Consider the following 18,747-nt stretch of genomic DNA (forward strand, 5'->3'; position numbering starts at 1 on the left):
GTGAACTGACAAAAATTCCCCCCTTTGCGCGACTTATAGCTTCTACTTAGTAACCGCTGCACCGACCCCACGTATTCTGGTTGGTTTTTGAGGGGTAGATCTGCGCGAGACGTTGAGGAGCTCGAGCAGTGGTTGACGAAATTGATGCGGCGCCAAACGTTGGTTTGACGTGTGCGTCGCATAGTGCAAGTTCGCGTTTGACCGTTAGTTTGGAGCCAGTCCGGCGTCGGCACGAGCGATGGCCGGATGATGAGCGCGATCGTATTCTTGCGGAAAGCTTCACTTCCGGAAAAACGGTAGCGCAGGTTTCGCGGGATAACGGCGTCGGCCTTGGCCTGCTGCATTATTGGCGCCGGCAGGCGCGAGCGGCGGGGACCGTTGAAGAACTCCGGCTTGTGCCAGTGACGGTGGTTCGTGAGGAGCAAGCGCAAATGCCGGCCGTCCCGGCATCACCGCCCAGCATGGAATTGGTGGTGCGCGATGTGACAGTTCGTATTTGCGGCGCCGTCGAGGCGGAGCACTTGCGCACCGTTCTGGCGGCGATCCGGGAATGATCCCGATCGATGGAAGCGTGCGGATCTATGTGGCGACGCAGCCCATCGACTTCAGGGCCGGGATCAACCGGCTGATGGGACTGGTGACACATGTTCTGGGCCACGATGCCTGTGCCGGTGATGTGTTTGTCTTCCGCAACAAGGCGGCTGACAAGGTCAAGTTGGTCCGTCATGATGGATCCGGCGCGGTTATGGCGACAAAATGGCTCGACCGTGGGAGGTTCCACTGGCCCTCGTTGCAAGGAGGGACGCTTGCCCTGACGGGGCCGCAATGTGTGGCACTTCTATCGGGCCTGGACTGGCGCAGACTGCCGTTCCAGGAGGAAAGGCGCCCTAAGGTTTTTGGCTGAAATCTGCGGTTTTGAGTGGCGGCGCAAGGGTGGTGTGGTATAATCCGCCATGCCCTCGCGAGCCGATGACCTTCCCGAAGATCTCGAACAGATGGCCGCCCTTGTGCGGGAACTCCGGGCTGAAAACGCTCAACTGCGCTCGCTCCTCAAAGGCATGGCCCAACAAGCATTCGGCAATCGATCGGAACGCGCCAGCGTCATTCTGGGAGATCAGGGGCAACTGGATCTGGGCGATCTTGTGAGCACGCCGACGGTCGCGGCCAATGACGATGAAGCGCCAGAAGACAAGCCTGTGATCAAGCGCCCGCGCGCGAAGCGCGGCATAATGGCGCTGCCCGCCCATCTTGAGCGGGTAGAGCAGGTGATCGATCCGCAGACATTGGATTGCCCTTGCTGCGCAGGCAGGCTCCACAAAATCGGAGAGGATGCCAGTGAGGCCCTCGACTGGGTTCCGGCCATCGTACGCGTCATTCGTACCGTTCGCCCTCGCTATGCCTGCCGCAATTGCCGTGAGGGGGTTATTCAGGCACCAGCGCCCCGGCGTGCGATCCCGGGCTCGATGGTTACCACCTCGACGCTGGCCTGGATGGCCACAGCGCGATTTGCATGGTCAATCCCTCTCAACCGGCAGCTTCAGATGCTGGCCGGACAGGGCGCCATCCTCGATCGCGCCCTACCAAGCCGCTGGATGCGCAAGATCGCATGGTGGCTGAGATCTCTGTATGAATTGCAACTCGCGTACATCCACGCGCAATCGCGGATTTTCTGTGACGAGACGCGGATGCCGGTCCTTGAGAAAGGAAGAAAACGAACCCGGATCACGCAGTTCTGGGCACATGCCTGCGATGATGGTCCCTGGTCAGGCCCGGCGCGACCGGCGGTGGCATACATTCACGCGCGCGGCCGCGGGCATGCCGAAGCGCGCCAGCAGCTAGCCGGCTATCGGGGCATCCTCCAGGTCGACGGCTATGGCGCCTACAAGGCGCTGGTCCGCAAGGGGGCGGAAGGGATCGTGCTGGTCTTTTGTCTTGCCCATGTCCGTCGCAAGTTCGTGGACGCCTACCGTAAATCCCCGTCGCCGGTGGCCGCCGCGATCATCGGCCTGATCGGCGAGGTCTACGCGATCGAGGCCCGGGTGCGCGCCAGCAATGCCGCACATCGGTTAGCGGCCCGCCAGGCGGAAACCTGTAAGGTGATGGCTACGATCAAAACGCAGATCGACGACATGCTGCCCAGGCTCTCACCCAAATCCGATCTGGCAAAGGCGATGCGCTACACCCTCAACCACTGGAAGGGCCTGACGCTATTCCTGGAAGACGGGCGTGTCGAGGTCGATACCAACACCGTCGAGCGAGGGATGAGAAATGTTGCCCAAGGTAGAAAGTCGAGCCTTTTTGCGGGGAGCGAGGAAGGAGCCCGGACCTGGGCGGTGCTTGCCTCGCTTCTCCAGACTGCTCGCCTCAATGGCCTCGATCCCTACACCTGGCTCAACGATGTGCTCGAGCGGATCGTGAATGAGGAGGTGATGATCAACGATCTGCACAGCCTGTTGGCATGGAACTGGCGCCCTGCGACTGATCGGCTAGAAGCGCTGGCAGCATGAGCTTCAAACGTCAAACCGCATCCGGCAGAACGCTCTCATTAGAGCAGCTCGAAATCTGGCTCGATACGCTTGATCCGCCGGTCGCCGGTGTCTCCTCGATCGATGGCTTCCTCGCGGCGTTGGCTGCCGGCCCGTCCATCATCAATCCGGACATATGGCTCAAGAGCATCCTGCGCGAACACGTCCAAAGCGCCCGATCGGCACCCGCGCGCCAAACGATCCTTAAGCGCTACAACCAGATCTGCATCGAGCTTGCCGAGTGCCCTGAGGTCTATGCGCCGATCTATATGCGGACCGAGGACGGCGAGGTCCTGCTGGAAGACTTTGCCAATGGCTTCTTCACCGCAATGCATCTGGACATGGACGCATGGAAGCCCTTCGTGTCTGATCGAGACTTCGGCCTGCCGCTTGCAGCTATCCTTGGCCAAAGCACGATCATCGATGGCATATCATGGATCGACCAGCTCCAGGATCCTCTCGCAAATCAGGCTCTTGCAGATACCTGGCGGATGATCCCCCAGATCATCTCCTTCATCCATGACCAGTGTGCCTTTGCAAGAACCTTGACCGTACACTGAAGCCTCTCCACATCCCACGTGGGGTCCAAGCAGCGGTTACTCTACTTAATCAGCCAACACGATCAACGAAAAGTGTTAATCTGCCAATCGGTTCTCGCGAAGGCCGCTCCAGTATGTCGTCCTAGGTTTACGGAATCAGGTGCTTTACCACGGGTGAAACGGGCGAAGGCGTTTGGCGCATATGGTCTCGTTGCATTTCAAGATGCCGTTCAGATGGGTACTCAGTGACGGCAGGGATGTACACAAAACCGCTAATCTGAGGCTCTGTCACCGACCCGACGATTTCGAACTTTGAGGCGGTGCTTGAGCAAGTGGGCGACGGCTTCGATGCCGTCGCCTTGGCCCATAAGAGCCTGCCCGCCAGGATCCTAATCTCGCGAGCTTGACCACAATAAGGCTTGCGGTACGATCCAAATGTCGTTCCCAATGACCTGCGAGGCCCTGTACCCTGGTCAGTCCAAGCCTGTTCCCATCGCGGAACCCGGCACTGCACATTGATCCGGACTAGGACTATGTTGGATTCGTAACGGCATTCGCTGTGTGCCGGGCCACCTCAACCAACGGATCACTGGTTCTTCAGGATAGAACGCTGTTGCAAACCCGCGTTTAGCAAGAATAAAGCCGATGAAACGCGATCAAATCCGATCCGTACGAAGGATGCCATATGAGCGGCGGCGACGATTTGCTGGTATGGGTTGGCGATCTGGATAATTACGTCAACATTGACGCGATCAATCGGGCCAACCAGAGGGAAGAAGAAGAGGCAGCGCTTAGGCAAGAACTTCGAGAGATCGGCGAGTTGCGCTTGCTCGGCGGAAAAGCCACCTCGGCCAAAGATCTTTTCGATCGCAACATCGCACCGTCAGAATGGCGCCACGCCGTGCACCTGGCAGAGATGACCATCGGCCACGAAAATGCCGAAGGACGCTTTTTGAAAGGCCTGCTCGACCTGGGCCGATCCTATGCGATCGCCAGATATGCCCGCTGGGAAAAGCTCGATTATCCCTCGACCATAACGGCAATTCTTCCCCATGGCATCCGCGCATTGATAAACCAGCTACTATTGGCAGAAGGCATCGAACGTTCCCGCTACGTAGAGGACGTTGTCCGATCAGCGCTGATTAATACTGACAGAAATGGTCTGACTGCCTATAGCAGAACCGGGCAGGTCCAATCTGCATTGCACAAAATAACAAATGGGCCGCCATTTTTCGTGCGTACCAAAAATCTGGACCGATCGGGCATGAGGAACATCCTATCCCTCACCCGCCTTCATTTTTCCGTAGCGGAACTCAAGGCGATCTCGATCGACGATTTGAAATCGCTCTTTTTAGATTACGAGAAAGAAAGAGCAGCTGCTGCTAGGTGCGACAATCCTATCGTGCCCAATGGGAAGCCGATACGGGGGTGGAGCCAGCGCCACATCCAGCCTCTCACCAATCTTTATCCCTTTTGCATTCGCCATGCGCTGAAACGCGCCACTGCCGATGGTCAGGGCGAATTGGATCGGGCTGCGTTGGTAAATGAGCTCGCACTCACCCACTGCGGTATCCTGAGAATGAGGCGAGCCGGTCGCGACAGAACCAGATCAAAATGAACAAGACTTACCGTTTCCACCGCTCAGGCGACCTTCCAAACGACAGAGAACCGGTGCTTTTGCGAAAGCGCACGAGGAGCCAGCGTGGCCCGCTCCATCTTATCTCGGCAGACCCTTACACGATCACCGATGAGTTCGGCACGCGCCCTATCGAAACCTATGGAAATCTCACGGAAGCGCGCCCAATCACACTGACCCGTCGAGAAGCCGATCTAATTGCATTGGCCAATCCCGGCATCGTACCGCCGGCAGTTCTTGAAGACCTTCATCCATGGCTGCCAGAGCAGCGTTATCTGAATGACTCTGCATTAAGCTTTGACGCACTACGAACGATAGTCCGCAGGTACCATCACCATCTGGTTTCGCCTACATCGTACTGCGATGAGAAATGGAGCACGATCTGCAATGCGCTCCGTCGGAGAAGTTTGCTCGATGCACGCTTCTACACTGCTTGGCATCTGCCTATTCAGGATGTTCACATTCTTGAGGAACGCCGACAGGATCGGAGCGTCATCTCGATCGATTTCAACGGGATGTATCCGGCCTGCATGCAACAACTGTTTCCAAAACCGGCGGACCTTCGATTAATCAGCCTTGATAGAAGGCTTGATGAAACCGAAACCCTTGGGATCGGGCTGTACAAATGTATTCTCGAAGGTCCTTCAACAGATTTCATTACGCGCTACAATCCGCTGCGCAGCTTTCACTGCGGTCGTCACCTCCGCACCGGGTTGGACGAAGCGATTGAGGTCGACCTCAACGAATTCGAGGTTGAATTTTTCCGGAAACATTTTCGAGCCATCCATCTGGTGGAATCGGTCGTTTCCGACAAAACTGTACGCCATCCCTTGGCCAAGGAGGTGCAGCGGTCATTCGCCAACCGGCAAAGCTACCGCAAACAAGGAAACAAGGCGCTCGCAGATAGAGAAAAGTTTCTTGCGACGCTGATGGCTTCGAGCGCAAGCCGCCCTTCAAGACCACGTCGCAAATTCTCGACCAGGAGTCTTGCGATGGATGCGATGAAGGGAACCTATGGCATCGATGTGCCCCTTGATGAGCCGGACACCGCAACAGAAATATGGCTCCAGGGCAGAAGGGGCATCAGGCTTTTCGAAGAAGCGGACGCCGTGGTTGTGCAAGGTCCTAACCTGAGGGATGGCTCGGCGTGTCATCTTCTCGGGCAACGCATAGTCGCACGAGGTCGTATTATCCTCCTCGCGATGATGGAGAGAATCCATGCGTGCGCACCCGATGTCCAGATTTGCTACACGAACATCGATTCTATCCACTTCTCCCTTCCGACCGAACACCTCGACAAGGTACTCACCTGGCTTCGGTCCGAATGCTCAGAAGAAATGGGATCGTTCAAGATCGAGGCCGTCACCCGGCATGGACTCTGGCTGGAGCCTGGCCGGTATTGGCTCTATTCCGATGGCGTTGAAAAATTCAGGAACCGCGGCATCGGCGACCGGCGACAGCCATTCAAGGATCATGCAATCCATGTCGCCAGCCGCCAGCTGGACGAACTGCATGTGCCAATAAGAGCAACCTTGCGCATGGAGACAACCATGTCACCTTTGCGCTCTCTTCGAAGGAACCCTGAAAGCGGCCTCACCCATCAGTACCTTATGGAAACCGGTAGTTCGACCCCGTTCGCCGAAATTTTGAGCGGGTTGGAGGCAAACTCCCGGAACGCGATCCCGATCCGGATGGCTGCGTTCAGAAATTTAGAGCAAGAACTGGAATCTCCTCGCTTCGCTGCCACAAAGCGAGCTAAAAATAGGGGTCGGTTCCGGCTGAGGGCGAAATGACACCCTAAGCGTCGGCGTCTTTCGGCCAGAGGTATTCGCCGGTGAGGAGGATGTGCGCCCATCCGAGCGGAGAGACGTGGGCGAGAAGATGGTCCGGCGTCTCCAGCCCTTCGCGTCGCCGTGCCTCGACAGCATGACCAAGATGCAGGGTGTTCCAGTAGACGATGATGGCGGTGAGCAGGTTGAGGCCGGCGATCCGGTAGTGCTGGCCCTCGGTGGTGCGGTCACGGATTTCGCCCTGGCGGCCGATGCGCAGGGCGTTTTTCAGCGCATGATGCGCCTCGCCCTTGTTGAGTCCGACCTGCGCGCGGCGCTGCATCCCGGTGTCGAGAATCCATTCGATGATGAACAGCGTGCGCTCGATCCGACCCACCTCGCGCAGGGCTGTGGCCAGGTCATTCTGGCGCGGATAGGCGGCGAGCTTGCGCAGGATGCGGCTCGGCGCGACCTGCCCGGCACTCATGGTGGCGGCACAGCGGAACAGGTCGGGCCAGTTGGCGACGACCAGCGCCTCGCGCGCCTTGCCGCCCACCAGCGGGCGCAGTTCAGTCGGCGTGGCGGCAGGGTCGAAGACGTACAGCCGCTTGGACGGCAGGTCGCGGATGCGAAGTACGAGGCGATAGCCGAGCATCGCGCTGATCCCGAACAGATGGTCGGTGAACCCGCCGGTGTCGGCGTACTGCTCCTCGATCCGCCGCCCGGCCTCGTTCATCGTCAGCCCGTCGAGCAGATAGGGTGCCTCGCTGACGGTCGCGGGGATAGGCTGTGATGCGAACGGCGCGAAGCGGTCGTTGACATGGGTATAGGCCTTGATGCCGGGGTCGTTGCCGTAGCGGGCATTGACCGTGTTCATCGCCTCGCCCTGCCGCGCAGCGGGGTAGAACTGGCCGTCGGCCGACGCGGTGGTGCCCATACCCCACACCCGCGCCATCGGCAGGTCGCCCTGCGCGGCGACCACGGTCGCCAGCGCCTGGTCGATCGCCTCGCTCTCGACATGCCAGCGCGCGAGGCGGGAGAGCTGCCAGTAATCATGGGTGTTGCACGCCTCGGCCATCTTGCGCAGGCCGAGGTTCAGCCCCTCTGCGAGCAAAACGTTGAGCAGGCCGATCCGGTCGCTGCACGGTATGCCGGTGCGCAGATGGGTGAAGGCATCGGTGAAGCCGAGCGCGGCATCGACTTCGAGCAGCAGGTCGGTGATGCGGACAGGCGGCAGGCGACGGTACAGATCGAGCACCAGTTCATCGATCCCGTCCGGCGGATCGGCGGTAAGACGGTCGATGCGCAGCATCCCGTCCTCGATGCCGCCGTGGGGGATTGTGCCGTTGCGCGCGGCGCGACCGAGGCGGGCGAGGGCATCGGCAAGCCGCGCCTTGCGGTCGGCCAGCCAGACATGCGGGTCGGGCGGGACCGCCAGCTTCATGCTGCGTGCGACCGCCATGGGCACGAGGACATGGCGCAGGTCGCCGTAGCGATGCGAGCGGTCGAGCCAGATGTCGCCTGAGCGCAGCGCGTCGCGCAGGTGGAACATCACCGCGACCTCGCGGAGACGCGCATCGTCACTGCCCTTCACCCGCAACTGACGCCGCCACTTGGAATGCGGGCGCAGGAAATCGTCGGTCACCGGCAGTTCGCCTTTGGCGGCGATGGCCTTCACCGCGTCGAGCAGGGGGCGGGCGACCGGTGCGGCTGCGAGGTCAAGGCAGCGTAGCATGCGCGGCGCATAGCGGCGGAAGCGGTGATATCCCTGATCGACATGCGCCAGCGGATCGTCGCTCAGCGTGTCGGTCAGCGTCGTGGCTGTCGCGACAAGGTAGTCGAGCCGGTCCCAGCCCGCCACGCGCGCGACCGCATCCTCCAGCGACGCACCATAACCATGTGCGTCCAGCAACGACCGGCCGATCGCGGCGAACCCGTCCAGCGTCGCGGTGACCGCGCTTCTGGTTTCCGCGGTGCGGGCATCGTGGAGTTGCTTCGCCTCGCGCCAGGTTCGGCCGACGATGCGGTCATGCGTCTCGATCACCGCATCGGCGGTCGCGGCAGCCCATTCGACGACGCAGACCGCGAGGATGGCGCGGCGCCGGTCGGCGTTCAGATCGCGCAGGCCATCGGCGAAATAGCGTTCGCCCTGCCGGCGCAGCCGGGCGACGCGGTGCGGCGGGACGCCAGCGAGCAGGTCAGCGCCGAGGTTCATCGCGCGGAGAAACTCCAACCGGTCGAGCAGCCGGTTCGCCGCGGCGGAATTGTTGCCCGGCTCGATCCGGCGCAGCCAGATGAAGCGGCTGATCGCGCCTGGCAGCATCTCGGTCGTCAACCGATCGAGCCGGGTGCAGGCGACGCGATCGAGGCGCGCGGCAATCCGCTTCTCGATATTGCGCTCGGTCGCGACCAGCGCGTCGGCGCACAGTCGCTCGATGGTGGTGATCGCCGGCAGGATGGTCATGGTGTCGCGGCAGCGGGCGATGAAGCGCCGGGCGAGATCGTCATTCGAGCGCGCCTGTTCGGCTTGGCCAAGCAGCCAGTCGCGAAACGCGCGTGCCGGTGCGCCCTGACCGGGGAACGATCTGTAGCCGTAGGTCCGTCGCAACACCTCCATGTGCTGCTGGCGGGTCTGTCGGCGGACGGCATAGCGGGCGAGCGTGTCGCCGGTGATGCCGAGCTGGGCGCCGAGGAAGGCCGACACCGCCAGCGGGATGACCTCACCCGGTACCAACATCCGGCCGGGATAACGCAGCGCACACAGTTGCAGCGCGAAGCCGATCCTGTTCTCCGGCCGGCGTCGCCGGTCGATATGGACCAGGTCGTCGTCGGCCAGGATGTAGTGCCGCAGCAGCGATGCCTCGTCGGTCGGCAGGTCGAGCAGCACCGACCGCTGCCGGGCGCTCAGGATATGGCGGCGCGGCATGGCACAGTGTCCCGATTGAACAGAAGTCTGTTTTGGACAACACTGACTCCACGCAAATCAAGGGTTTTCGGGGCCGGATTTCGGGAAGGTTCAATTGGGACAACGCGCTGCCATCTACGCCCGGGTCTCGACCGCCGACCAGTCGTGCGAGCGGCAGTTGCGCGACCTTGCCGGTTTCGCCGAACGCGGCGGTTATGAGGTGGTCGAGGTGTTTCGCGAAACTGCCTCGGGCATGAAGGCCAACCGCTCGGCGCGCACTGAGGTGATGAAGCTGGCGCAGGCGCGGCACATCGATGCGATCCTCGTCACCGAACTCAGCCGCTGGGGGCGCTCGACGCAGGACCTGCTCGATACGCTCAACCGGCTGTCGGGTTGGCGGGTGTCGGTCGTCGCCATGAGCGGCATGACGTTCGAGGTCGACACCCCGCACGGGCGGATGATGGCGACGATGCTTGCCGGCATCGCGCAGTTCGAGCGCGACATGCTGAGCGAACGGGTTCGCTCCGGCCTCGCCGCAGCTCGCGCGCGCGGCCGCAAGCTCGGGCGGCAGACCGGCGACCGCCCCAAGTCCGACCGGCTCGCCCCCAGGGTGCTGGCGCTCGTCGCCGAGGGGCGCAGCTATCGCTGGATCGCGCGCGACCTCGGCCTCAGCAAGAACACCGTCACCGCGATCGTTGGGCGGTCGAAGGCGGACAGGTCTCCCGAGATCGAGGTAATAGCATGACCAGCCCGGCAGACGATAATCGCTCCATACCCGAGCTATTCAATGCTGCATTTGAAGGTGACAATGATGCAGCATGGGACGCTGTGGCTGCACTACATTGGCGCGGATCGAAGGATGTGCTGGACCGGGCACTTGCCCTGGCCTGCTCACGTGATCCTAAAGAACGCGGACGGGCTGCCGACATTCTCGGGCAGATCGGCATTCCAGATCGTACATTTCCTGATCAGTGCTTTGCGGCCGTCCTCCGCCTGCTCGCGGATGATGACCAGCAGGTGGTGTTTGATGCCATCTTTGCACTTCATCATATAGATCGGTCACGTGCTGCCCCGTACATCATCCCCTTTGCGCACCACAGCTGGGACAACATCCGGTATGCAGTCGCGTTTGCATTAGGAGCTGTTGATAGCGTCGAAGCGCAGACCACTCTGCTATCGTTGATGACAGATCGCGATCCCGAGGTGCGAAATTGGGCAACTTTCGGGATTGGTCAGCAAAGCGACGCTGACTCAGATGCCATCCGACACGCGCTAAAGAATCAACTCTGCGACGCTGATCCTGACGTTCGCTATGAGGCAATCATTGGTCTTGGTCGTCGCCGCGATCGACGTGCGTTGGGTTTCCTCAAAACCATGCTCCACGATGATCCAGATGACGTTTTTGCACGCGAAGCGGCAGCAAAGCTCTTGGGCATAAACGAAAGCGGGGATCGAGCAACTGACGAGCTGCTTGGTTCACTTCAGCGGCTTCAGCGATGGGGCGGCGACAGGAAGACCGATAGTTCATAACCGCTGCTGCAATCAGGCATGCATCGCGTGAAACGGCTTCGCACTTTCTCCAACCATGCTCTTTCGGCTTAGAGTGTCATTTCGCCCTCAGCCGGAGCCGACCCCAACTGGAATCTCCTCGCTTCGCTGCCACAAAGCGAGCTAAAAATACCGCTCTAAAGTGCGCTGAACGCGCCCCGTGAGGGGCGTATTCGGAGAACACCAGCTGCGAGACGGGCAAACCGGGCAGATCCGGCATTCAAGGCTATTCGTCAGCGACCGGGCAAAGTCATCTCGAATACGCACCCCGCATTTCTGCCAAAACGCGGGGCCGCATTACCAATGTCTTGTCAGGCCGGAGGCCCCCCGTGGGGGCGTGTTCGGAGAACACTCAAAGCAGGAACGGATTCACCGGGCAGATCCTACAGACGAGATCATATCTTTGCGCGTGCACGACTTCCACCAATTTTCGCTGCAGGAAGAATTGCCCTCGGCCTCGCTGCCACAAGCCCGAGGGAGATTGCCGATTGCATGTGCGGCGTAAGCCGTCCCGCGAGGGGCGTGTTCGAAGAACATTGGCTGCAGAGTCGGATGATCCGGGCAGATTCTGCGAAGGTGAATATAATACCAATCCCAATCGAAGCCATCACTATCGCGATAGCGCACGCCGGCATTGGTCGTTCTATGTAACGCACCTATCATAGGTCAAAGGAACCCAGCGCCGGCGTGATCGTCGAAGCGTTCGGCCGACCGCACATAGCCGAGCAGCACTGTCACCGACTTGTGCCGCGAGACCTCCTGCATCTTGGCGAGCGAGGCGCGGGTGCGCGCCGCCTCGGTCAGAAACCCCGCCCGCAACGAATGGCCCGCCATCACCTCAGGATCGAGCCCCTGGAGTCTGGCGTAGCGCTTGACGAGGCGTGCTACCGAGCGATCGGACATCGCTTCCATCGTAAATTCCCCCCTGGTGCCAACCCGGGTAAACAGCGGGCCCGGCGCGCCGCCGCGCACGGTTAGCCAGGCATTGAGATGGGCGGCGGGCCGCACTACCTTGCCTGCGGGCACTGCGATGGTAGTCCCCTCGCCTTCCTGATCGGTCTTGGAATGACCGATGCGCACCGTCACCCCGGCGTCGACAAGTTCGACGTCCGCCAGCTGCAGGGCCACCAGTTCGGAGCGGCGTAGCGCCGCGGCGAGGCCAAGCGCGAGGATCGCCCGGTCGCGCACTGCACGCGTGCTCAGCCCGTCCGACTTGTCGATCATGCCCGCCAGATCCTTCGCGCTGATCGCCGCTTTCTTGCGGGTGGGCCGCGCCCGCTGTTCGCGGCGAATCCCGGACAGCGTATCGACGATCAGTTGGTGGGTGTCGTGCGCCGTCGGCGGCGGGAGGCCTTCATGGCGGTGCTGCCAGACGATCGCGGCAACGTGGCGCGTAATGGTGCTGTCCGCGCGGCCCGCGCGGGCGAGCGATGCGAGGTAGGTGGCGACGACTTCGGGAGCCGCCGGGAGCGGCTCGAGCCCCCTGCCCCAGCACCAGTCCTGAAACTGGCGCCAGTCGCTGGCGTAGGCGCGCAGCGTATTGGCGCTGCGCGACCGCAGGCGATAGGCTCGGGCGGCCTTAACTTCTTCGACGAGTTCGGGGGCGGAAGCCGGAGACAGGTGGCCGGGGATGACCAGCGCGCTCACCGGGCCCAAAATTCCCGGCCGCCCTGCCCCTTCGTCAATCCGTTCTTCCACCCGCCGCCTCTTTCGCTTCCATTCGTGCTTTCACACGGAAAACACAAACCGTCATAGCCCCATTCATCCTATCCGTGAAGGACACTTATCGGACAGCAAAAGCGCCGTACAAGCTGGGTATACTTTTTTGGGCGTTTATATACTATACTGCCGATGGTATCCGCCCCAGCACCCTGGCAACTGACGCTTGCCCGCATCGAAGGCGCCCTCCCCTTCATCTCGCCTGAGCTGTCCGAATGCCTTGCGCTGGCCTCACTCCGGCGCCTCTGGCGCGTGCACGTACGCGATTATCCATTTGATAATCTTGGGATCGAACATAATCCCGGGCTCGAAGCGGGCGAGCTCGTCCGCTCGTGGCATTCCGAAGAACGCCGTCAGTTCTTGTCGTGGATCAGCCGGCGAGGCCACCCTCCCCTCGCCCATGCCGCCAAGCTGGTCATGGCCGCCAAAAGTCACTCCGAAGGATTCAGCGAGACATGCAGGCCTGCCGATGCCGCGCTCGAACGGCTCGACGCGCTGCTGCCGAGCCGCGATCCGATGGGCACCCTCCTTGAATGGTTGGCGGAGCTGCGCACTGAAGAAATCGATTTCCTTGAGGGTGGCAGTGAGATGGTCCAGGTCGGAGGGTTCGCGGTAACACGTATGGCACCGCGTGGGGCGGCCTGGGCGGCATCGCTCGCTGCTGCCATGCGGCCGCACTTGTTTGGGCTGGGCTCAGCGCCAATGGCGCTTGCTGGGGTCATGCCGCGGGCTCTGTTCCGTGAACTTCACGAGGAACCCCTGCCCGTCCTATTAGGCCGTGCGCTTCAGGCTACCGCTGAGAGTGCAGCCGCAGACCTCCGTGCCATGCAAAGGGCTCACCTGCAGGCTGAGGGAGCACTTTCAGGCCTGTACGTCTCCTCGACGGCTCCCCTGGCTTGGCGTCTGGTAGCCGGCATCGGACCTCTCACCCGTGCGGAGCTTGCCAGAGGCCTTGGGGTGACCAAGCGAACCGCTTCACAATCAGTTGCGGCTATGGTGACTGCCAACATGGTCAGCCTTCGAACTTCCGATAGCGCAATCGTCCCAACGGACACGTGAACGTATCATGGACCCCGGAATACTTCCCGGTAGCAAACGCCAATTCGATGATGTGAGGTCGCTCTGCGACACAGCAATTGTTCTACGAACTTTGTCGCCCTGCCTGCGTCGGCGAAGGATAACTTGCGTCGCTGTCCACGCGTTCCAATCCGCCCCCATGAGAATTCAACAATCGTGACACCGAACAGGTCCTGGCTTCGAGATATGACGTACCGCCTTGCAACATTGAGATCGGGATCTTTGGCTTCGAGCCAGATCTGACATTCCCTTTGTCCATCCTCTAACATGCGGAGGACTATGCGATAGCCACGTGAAGTTAGGCCAATCGGAAGTTTGAATCACAGGTCCCTGTCGTGATTCACGGAATCGATCTTAAGGCTGTCACCAGCGCTAATCTGCCGAGCTGCCATCCTAGTGGAATGTACGCATCGCACGCAAAGCGGTCATCGTCGAAGGGATATGTCGGCCTTCCCTAATCTTGAATCAAATCAATAACAAATCCGCCGCAGGCGTGAACGTTAGGGGATTTAGATTCTAAGGTTAAGAGGTTACCTGCTCGCGATCAGCCTGCAAACTCCTGATTTCTCGCGAGTCGGGGCGGCTATGCCGAATCTGAAAACACGATGTTCGGTTTCTGATAGCACGACCGCCAGATTCTAATAACACGTCATCTGATGCCTGATCACACGTTCGCCACCTCCTCGCCCTGTTGATAACTTTGAAAGCGCGGCTGAGAACGTGAGGCCAGAGGATCAGTTAGCGTTCCGATTCACATATGATGCGCCGATCCCAAACTTTCTGATCCCCCTTTTGCCCCTATGCTGAAACGAACGTGTTTTCGGAAATGTGGTATTTCCGGTCGAACGTGTTTTCAGGAATGGTTTTTGGAGGCATTTTCCATCGCCCAGCTTGAAGGCCGACCTGTCGGGTTTCTGGATCGCAGTGACCGAAGTGGAGCCTTAGGCGATCTGCCAGCTGGCTTGAGCGCTGCAGAGTAGATCGCTGATTTCAGTCAAAGATGGACGGCAGAAGCACGGCCGTAGTGTCTATGCCGGTGCTCTTGGGCCTAGTCAGCGATTTATTAGCAGGCGCCGAACGTAGACGCGGTCCGCTGATCGGGCGGGCTAAGCGAAGTGATTCCCGAAAACACGTTCGCTAGCTGCCGTGCATGATGAGACTGTTCTTAATGTTACGATAGATCGCTATGCCTGCGGCAGAGCGTAATCAGGCCTGAAGCCGAGCGGCAGCTCTACCAGCGCGCCGGGCGCCGCTACCAAGTCCTGCAGAAGGGCGCGATCTTCAAAAGCCCGGAAGCGTATGCTTGTTGCGCTCGTGGTGCTTCTTCATGAAGCCGTAGAACCGTTTCGAGTAGTTCCTTGGCAACTCATGCGGATTGCTGTTCAAGAAGGAATCGAATTGCCGCATCAGCACATCGAGATCCCAACCAGGACATTCAGCACGGATGGCCTGATAGATTTCGGGGTCAAGAGTGTCCTGCGCGCCCCCTCCCCTTCGTCGTGACTGAGATTGGCTTGCATTGCTGTCCAATGCCGCTGATGCATCGGCTTGCTGTTCGGGGCGCAAGCTCGCGCTCGTTGTTGCAAGGAGCTTGCGCACGAGGGCAGGATCAACGAATTCCTGCGGAGGGCTGACCTTGGCTGCCTTTTCGGGGGTTGCGCGCTGAATGCGCTGGGCTCTGCTCTCCGTGGTGACAGAGCCACTATCCTCGGTTTTTCCAGAAGGTTTTTCGAGATGGCGACGCATCACCATCTTTAGCTTTGGACGCGGCGTCTCTGCTCCAATGACCTCCAGACTGATATCCGGCAGGTTGTTAGCTCGCGCCAATTCAAGAATCTTGTTCTTGAACGAGGGTAGGGAGCTTTCGCTGCCGCTTTTCTGATGAAGAGTTTCGAAGCCGATCGTGAAACCTTCTGGCCCATTGCCACCAGCGTGCTTGCGAGCTGCGCGGTAGAGCCATTTCCCAAGTCCGCTCGTTATCTCGAAATACAAAGGCGAAATCGCAAGGACATTTCGCTTGTCCATGACCCCGTCGAAGAACCACTTGGAAAGCGTGATTTCCATCCCAAGCGAACGCTGGGTTCGCTCATCAACGAGATGAGTATAGCTATCGATCCACGAAAATGTGGTCTCGCGGGATTTGGAGTTTGCTCGGATGTTCGTCTTGATCGTCGTGGCCTGAAGACGATCAAGCGCTGCGATCAGTCGCTCATAGGCGCGCCCGCTTACACCCCAGCAGATTCGCTTGAGAAGATCGCCAGGTTGAACACGAATGGTCGGCGACAGGTCGTTGTCACCCCGCTCGCGCAATTCGTTGAGGTGAGACGCCAGATAGATCATGATATCTGCATCCCAGATGGTCGCCATCCCATAGGCTGGGTTGGCTGATACATGGACGGTGACCGACTTGTCCGGGCTGAGGTACTCAATGGGTTTCAGGCGCTTCTTCTTCGAAAGGCTGAAGAAAGGACGCTGCATGGTCTCCTGATAGTCCCGCAGCGAGATGTCGCTGAAATCAGGCAGCGTGAAGAACATCTCGAACTGCACCCGGCGACCGGAGGAGGACTGATCTTTCTCGCTCACGTTCTTCGCCTAGTAAATCTGCCGCTGTCCCACATGTGGGACAAGTGTGTTAAACATAGGAAATAAAACGATAAAAGCCACATTTTCAGAGTGGTAAAGGCATGGCCATAGGTGGGTTCGAAACCCTCCTTCATGGGGCAGGCCTTTTTAGAATCTTCGCCTTCTCAATCAGAGGGCGCAATGCATCGAGGATTTCGTCAGCGCTCAAATCAGTGGGGTTGATCGTTATCGTGAGCCCTCGTGCACGATCCTTTTCGATGACACCAATGGACGATCCTGCGGCTTCGATTACGGCTTTCTGGGCACGGCCAGGCCTGCCCGAAACTGCCTTGAGCAGACGGACAACAACCTGAGGGCCAGAAATTGGCTCTTCGTCTCCGGATTGCCGGAAACTTTGTTCCGCAGCGATTTGCTTTGCTGCTTCCTCCATCCTGGGGCGCAGCGATGGGTTGCGTATGGCTGGAAGGAGCTTGTCACCGTACCGGACCTGAAGTTCCATTGGCGAGGCAAATGCGCTTACGATTGTTTGCGGGATCTCTGTCAGGCCGATGTACCGGGCGAGCGTAGATTTCGAGATCTTCACGCGTTCAGCAAGCCGTGCCTGAAGGCCATCGTAATAGGTGTCGACTGCTGCCTTGTAGTTCAAACCGCGTTCTAAATCTGAGATATCTTCCCTCTCGCGGTTCTCGATATCAGCAAGGCGGAACGCAGCTTCGTCATCGAGATCTTCGATAATCGCTACGAGCTCGATATCCGGGTAGTGATTGGCGTTGAGCCACGCGACAGCCCAGTGGCGCCTTGTGCCAATGATCAGTTCGTACTGCAGCTCACCTTGCTGTTTCCGACGCACGACAACTGGGATGCGGTTCCCGTTTTCTGCTTGGATCGATTCAATCAGAGATCGCAAACGGGGTTCGGTGAGCTGTTCGTAATCACGGGCGTTTCCCGGCCAGATTGAACATTCTGCAGGTTTGAGCCGAATGGTCGGACGCTTGACCATCCGCGCTGCTTCCGTGAAGCCTTCAAGCCGACGTGTTGTGAAATTGCGCGATGCGGTTGCCCCTGCAGCGTCCTTGGCTTCAGAGACGGAAGGCTGGTCAGGGGCAGGGGAGGCGAGGGCCTCGCCAATCAATGAACGACGGCTCACGCTACAACACTCCCTGCCGTGTCAGATGACCGTCTCGAAATGCTCTTCGACGGCCACTGCTCATGTATTTCGTTCAGAACTTCTCCGAAGACTGCGTTGAGATTGTCCCGGCAACGCTGGTAGGTTGCGTGCGCAGCTGAAGGCTTGCTTTCATAGATCGACCGGAATGCCTGAGTGGCATTCTTGATTTCCTCAGAAGCCAGGATCGGCTGATTCAGCAGGAAATTGGCATATGTGGCCTTCATCATCTTCCACATGTCGGCTTCACCTGGCTTGCTGGGGGTGTAGGCCGAGCAGACGACGCGAATGAACCCATAATCAACAGGTGTTCCGTGATCCTCGAGGATCTCGATATTCTCGGCGATGGTGTCCATGAAATGGATGGTTGAAAGATAGTCGAGCTGCCTTGCCGGAACCGGGATGAGCATACCTGTTGCAGCGGCCATCACATTGAGGCCCAGGAACCCCATGGCCGGCGGAGGATCGAGCAAGACGACGTCGAAGTCCTTGATGATACTGTCGATGCCAATACGGAGACGCTGAAGTCCCTCGCGCACTGCTTGTCCGCCCTCCGTCAACGTTGCCGTGAGGTCCCACTCTGCATCCTGCAGGCCAAGGCTTGACGGCACTATTTTGATTGTAGGCCAAGCGGTTTCTCGGATTGCCTTCCTGAAATCATCGAATGTACTGCGAGGCGACAGGAAGTTTCCTAAAGTCTCCTCTTCATCGATAAGTGCTTCGGGCTGGATGTCGAACATAGTTGTCGTTGACGCCTGCGGATCGCAGTCGATCACGAGAACGCTATATCCGTTCAGTGCAAGAAAATCGGCGAAATGCTTGGTAATCGTACTCTTGCCGACGCCGCCCTTGAAATTCTGCACGGCTACTACGACCGCATTCTCATGGGCTAGCTTGCCCGGATGAATGTTCAGCGCCTTGCGAATATGAGTAAGGTCTTCGAGCGTGTAATAGCGACGGCCATTGTTAAGCTGCTTCGGAGGCGCGAGACGTCCCTCCTTCTCTGCCTTGGCAAGCGCTTCAGGCGTTCTTCCGACCAATTCCGCTGCCGCCGTAGGCCCAAACGTGATATCCAGGACCTTGCGTTCATCAGGTTTGAACACCACAGCTTTGACCCGATCGCGCATCATTTCGCAGGATCTGGTCATATTTCGCAGTGTGTTCACGGTGTAGGACATGCGTCTGCCTTTCGATGAATCGCAGTTCTGCGACCCAGTTCGTGTTTTATGATCATTTTTGGCGGTAGAAGTCAAACCGATATCATCGGGATGGTGCCGGTCC

15 protein-coding genes are annotated in these 18,747 nt (G+C 59.3%); 9 read left to right on the top strand and 6 right to left on the bottom strand.

The features are described 5' to 3' along the window. The first annotated feature begins 128 nt into the window (after positions 1-128). The 6 genes from ACM61V_RS00325 (at position 129) to ACM61V_RS00350 (ending at position 6,493) form a co-directional block, all read left to right on the top strand. The gene (locus tag ACM61V_RS00325) at positions 129-554 is read left to right on the top strand and encodes a transposase (RefSeq protein WP_419713721.1); all 426 of its coding nucleotides are present in this window, start codon (positions 129-131) and stop codon (positions 552-554) included. Then, the gene (tnpB, locus tag ACM61V_RS00330) at positions 551-904 is read left to right on the top strand and encodes an IS66 family insertion sequence element accessory protein TnpB (RefSeq protein WP_419713722.1); all 354 of its coding nucleotides are present in this window, start codon (positions 551-553) and stop codon (positions 902-904) included. Before ACM61V_RS00325 ends, tnpB begins: the two co-directional genes overlap by 4 nt. A 49-nt stretch (positions 905-953) precedes the next feature. After that, entirely contained in the window at positions 954-2,507 is a 1,554-nt protein-coding gene (gene tnpC, locus ACM61V_RS00335; RefSeq protein WP_419713723.1) for an IS66 family transposase, read from the top strand. Then, on the top strand, positions 2,504-3,085 hold the full coding sequence (locus ACM61V_RS00340) for a UPF0149 family protein (RefSeq protein WP_419713724.1): 582 nt from the start codon (positions 2,504-2,506) through the stop codon (positions 3,083-3,085). Before tnpC ends, ACM61V_RS00340 begins: the two co-directional genes overlap by 4 nt. Before the next feature lie 664 nt (positions 3,086-3,749). Then, complete coding sequence (locus tag ACM61V_RS00345) at positions 3,750-4,682, top strand: hypothetical protein (RefSeq protein ID WP_419713725.1); 933 nt, start codon at positions 3,750-3,752, stop codon at positions 4,680-4,682. Further along, positions 4,679-6,493: a hypothetical protein gene (locus ACM61V_RS00350; protein ID WP_419713726.1), complete on the top strand. Its 1,815-nt coding sequence runs from the start codon at positions 4,679-4,681 to the stop codon at positions 6,491-6,493. The genes ACM61V_RS00345 and ACM61V_RS00350 overlap by 4 nt, the downstream gene beginning before the upstream one ends. 4 nt (positions 6,494-6,497) lie before the next feature. Here the strand turns inward: ACM61V_RS00350 and ACM61V_RS00355 are convergent, their stop codons facing one another. After that, positions 6,498-9,395: a Tn3 family transposase gene (locus ACM61V_RS00355; RefSeq protein ID WP_288936969.1), complete on the bottom strand. Its 2,898-nt coding sequence runs from the start codon at positions 9,393-9,395 to the stop codon at positions 6,498-6,500. A 94-nt stretch (positions 9,396-9,489) separates the two neighbouring features. Here ACM61V_RS00355 and ACM61V_RS00360 point away from each other — a divergent pair, with 94 nt between their 5' ends. Together ACM61V_RS00360 and ACM61V_RS00365 are read left to right on the top strand one after the other, a co-directional pair. After that, positions 9,490-10,119 (top strand): recombinase family protein, encoded by a 630-nt coding sequence (locus ACM61V_RS00360; protein ID WP_147037438.1) that lies wholly within the window; start codon positions 9,490-9,492, stop codon positions 10,117-10,119. Beyond that, positions 10,116-10,904 (top strand): HEAT repeat domain-containing protein, encoded by a 789-nt coding sequence (locus tag ACM61V_RS00365; RefSeq protein ID WP_267224365.1) that lies wholly within the window; start codon positions 10,116-10,118, stop codon positions 10,902-10,904. The genes ACM61V_RS00360 and ACM61V_RS00365 overlap by 4 nt, the downstream gene beginning before the upstream one ends. Before the next feature lie 684 nt (positions 10,905-11,588). On the opposite strand, the gene ACM61V_RS00370 is transcribed toward ACM61V_RS00365, so the two are convergent. Next, positions 11,589-12,620, bottom strand: coding sequence for a tyrosine-type recombinase/integrase (locus ACM61V_RS00370; RefSeq protein WP_419713727.1), 1,032 nt, complete (start codon positions 12,618-12,620; stop codon positions 11,589-11,591). A 153-nt stretch (positions 12,621-12,773) separates the two neighbouring features. Between ACM61V_RS00370 and ACM61V_RS00375 the strand changes: the two genes are divergently transcribed. Next, positions 12,774-13,700 (top strand): hypothetical protein, encoded by a 927-nt coding sequence (locus ACM61V_RS00375; protein ID WP_060977766.1) that lies wholly within the window; start codon positions 12,774-12,776, stop codon positions 13,698-13,700. Positions 13,701-13,705: 5 nt separating this feature from the next. Here ACM61V_RS00375 and ACM61V_RS00380 read toward each other — a convergent pair whose 3' ends face one another. The 4 genes from ACM61V_RS00380 to ACM61V_RS00395 form a co-directional block, all read right to left on the bottom strand. After that, on the bottom strand, positions 13,706-13,987 hold the full coding sequence (locus ACM61V_RS00380) for a WGR domain-containing protein (RefSeq protein WP_082730673.1): 282 nt from the start codon (positions 13,985-13,987) through the stop codon (positions 13,706-13,708). 1,012 nt (positions 13,988-14,999) lie between these two features. After that, positions 15,000-16,253 carry a replication initiator protein A gene (locus ACM61V_RS00385; RefSeq protein WP_067513343.1) on the bottom strand — a complete coding sequence of 418 codons (1,254 nt, stop codon included), beginning with the start codon at positions 16,251-16,253 and terminating at the stop codon, positions 15,000-15,002. Positions 16,254-16,431: 178 nt separating this feature from the next. Then, the gene (locus ACM61V_RS00390) at positions 16,432-17,448 is read right to left on the bottom strand and encodes a ParB/RepB/Spo0J family partition protein (protein WP_058803371.1); all 1,017 of its coding nucleotides are present in this window, start codon (positions 17,446-17,448) and stop codon (positions 16,432-16,434) included. Beyond that, positions 17,445-18,644 carry an AAA family ATPase gene (locus tag ACM61V_RS00395; protein WP_060978114.1) on the bottom strand — a complete coding sequence of 400 codons (1,200 nt, stop codon included), beginning with the start codon at positions 18,642-18,644 and terminating at the stop codon, positions 17,445-17,447. Before ACM61V_RS00395 ends, ACM61V_RS00390 begins: the two co-directional genes overlap by 4 nt. Positions 18,645-18,747 lie beyond the last annotated feature (103 nt).

The sequence above is a fragment of the Sphingomonas sp. TX0543 genome, from assembly GCF_048565505.1.
Classification (GTDB): domain Bacteria; phylum Pseudomonadota; class Alphaproteobacteria; order Sphingomonadales; family Sphingomonadaceae; genus Sphingomonas.

Coding starts and splice junctions, on each gene's coding strand:
- ACM61V_RS00375 (WP_060977766.1), top strand. CDS start 12,774: ATGGTATCCGCCCCAGCACCCTGGCAACTGACGCTTGCCCGCATCGAA.
- tnpB (WP_419713722.1), top strand. CDS start 551: ATGATCCCGATCGATGGAAGCGTGCGGATCTATGTGGCGACGCAGCCC.
- ACM61V_RS00395 (WP_060978114.1), bottom strand. CDS start 18,644: ATGTCCTACACCGTGAACACACTGCGAAATATGACCAGATCCTGCGAA.
- tnpC (WP_419713723.1), top strand. CDS start 954: ATGCCCTCGCGAGCCGATGACCTTCCCGAAGATCTCGAACAGATGGCC.
- ACM61V_RS00385 (WP_067513343.1), bottom strand. CDS start 16,253: ATGTTCTTCACGCTGCCTGATTTCAGCGACATCTCGCTGCGGGACTAT.
- ACM61V_RS00345 (WP_419713725.1), top strand. CDS start 3,750: ATGAGCGGCGGCGACGATTTGCTGGTATGGGTTGGCGATCTGGATAAT.
- ACM61V_RS00355 (WP_288936969.1), bottom strand. CDS start 9,395: ATGCCGCGCCGCCATATCCTGAGCGCCCGGCAGCGGTCGGTGCTGCTC.
- ACM61V_RS00365 (WP_267224365.1), top strand. CDS start 10,116: ATGACCAGCCCGGCAGACGATAATCGCTCCATACCCGAGCTATTCAAT.
- ACM61V_RS00350 (WP_419713726.1), top strand. CDS start 4,679: ATGAACAAGACTTACCGTTTCCACCGCTCAGGCGACCTTCCAAACGAC.
- ACM61V_RS00380 (WP_082730673.1), bottom strand. CDS start 13,987: ATGTTAGAGGATGGACAAAGGGAATGTCAGATCTGGCTCGAAGCCAAA.
- ACM61V_RS00340 (WP_419713724.1), top strand. CDS start 2,504: ATGAGCTTCAAACGTCAAACCGCATCCGGCAGAACGCTCTCATTAGAG.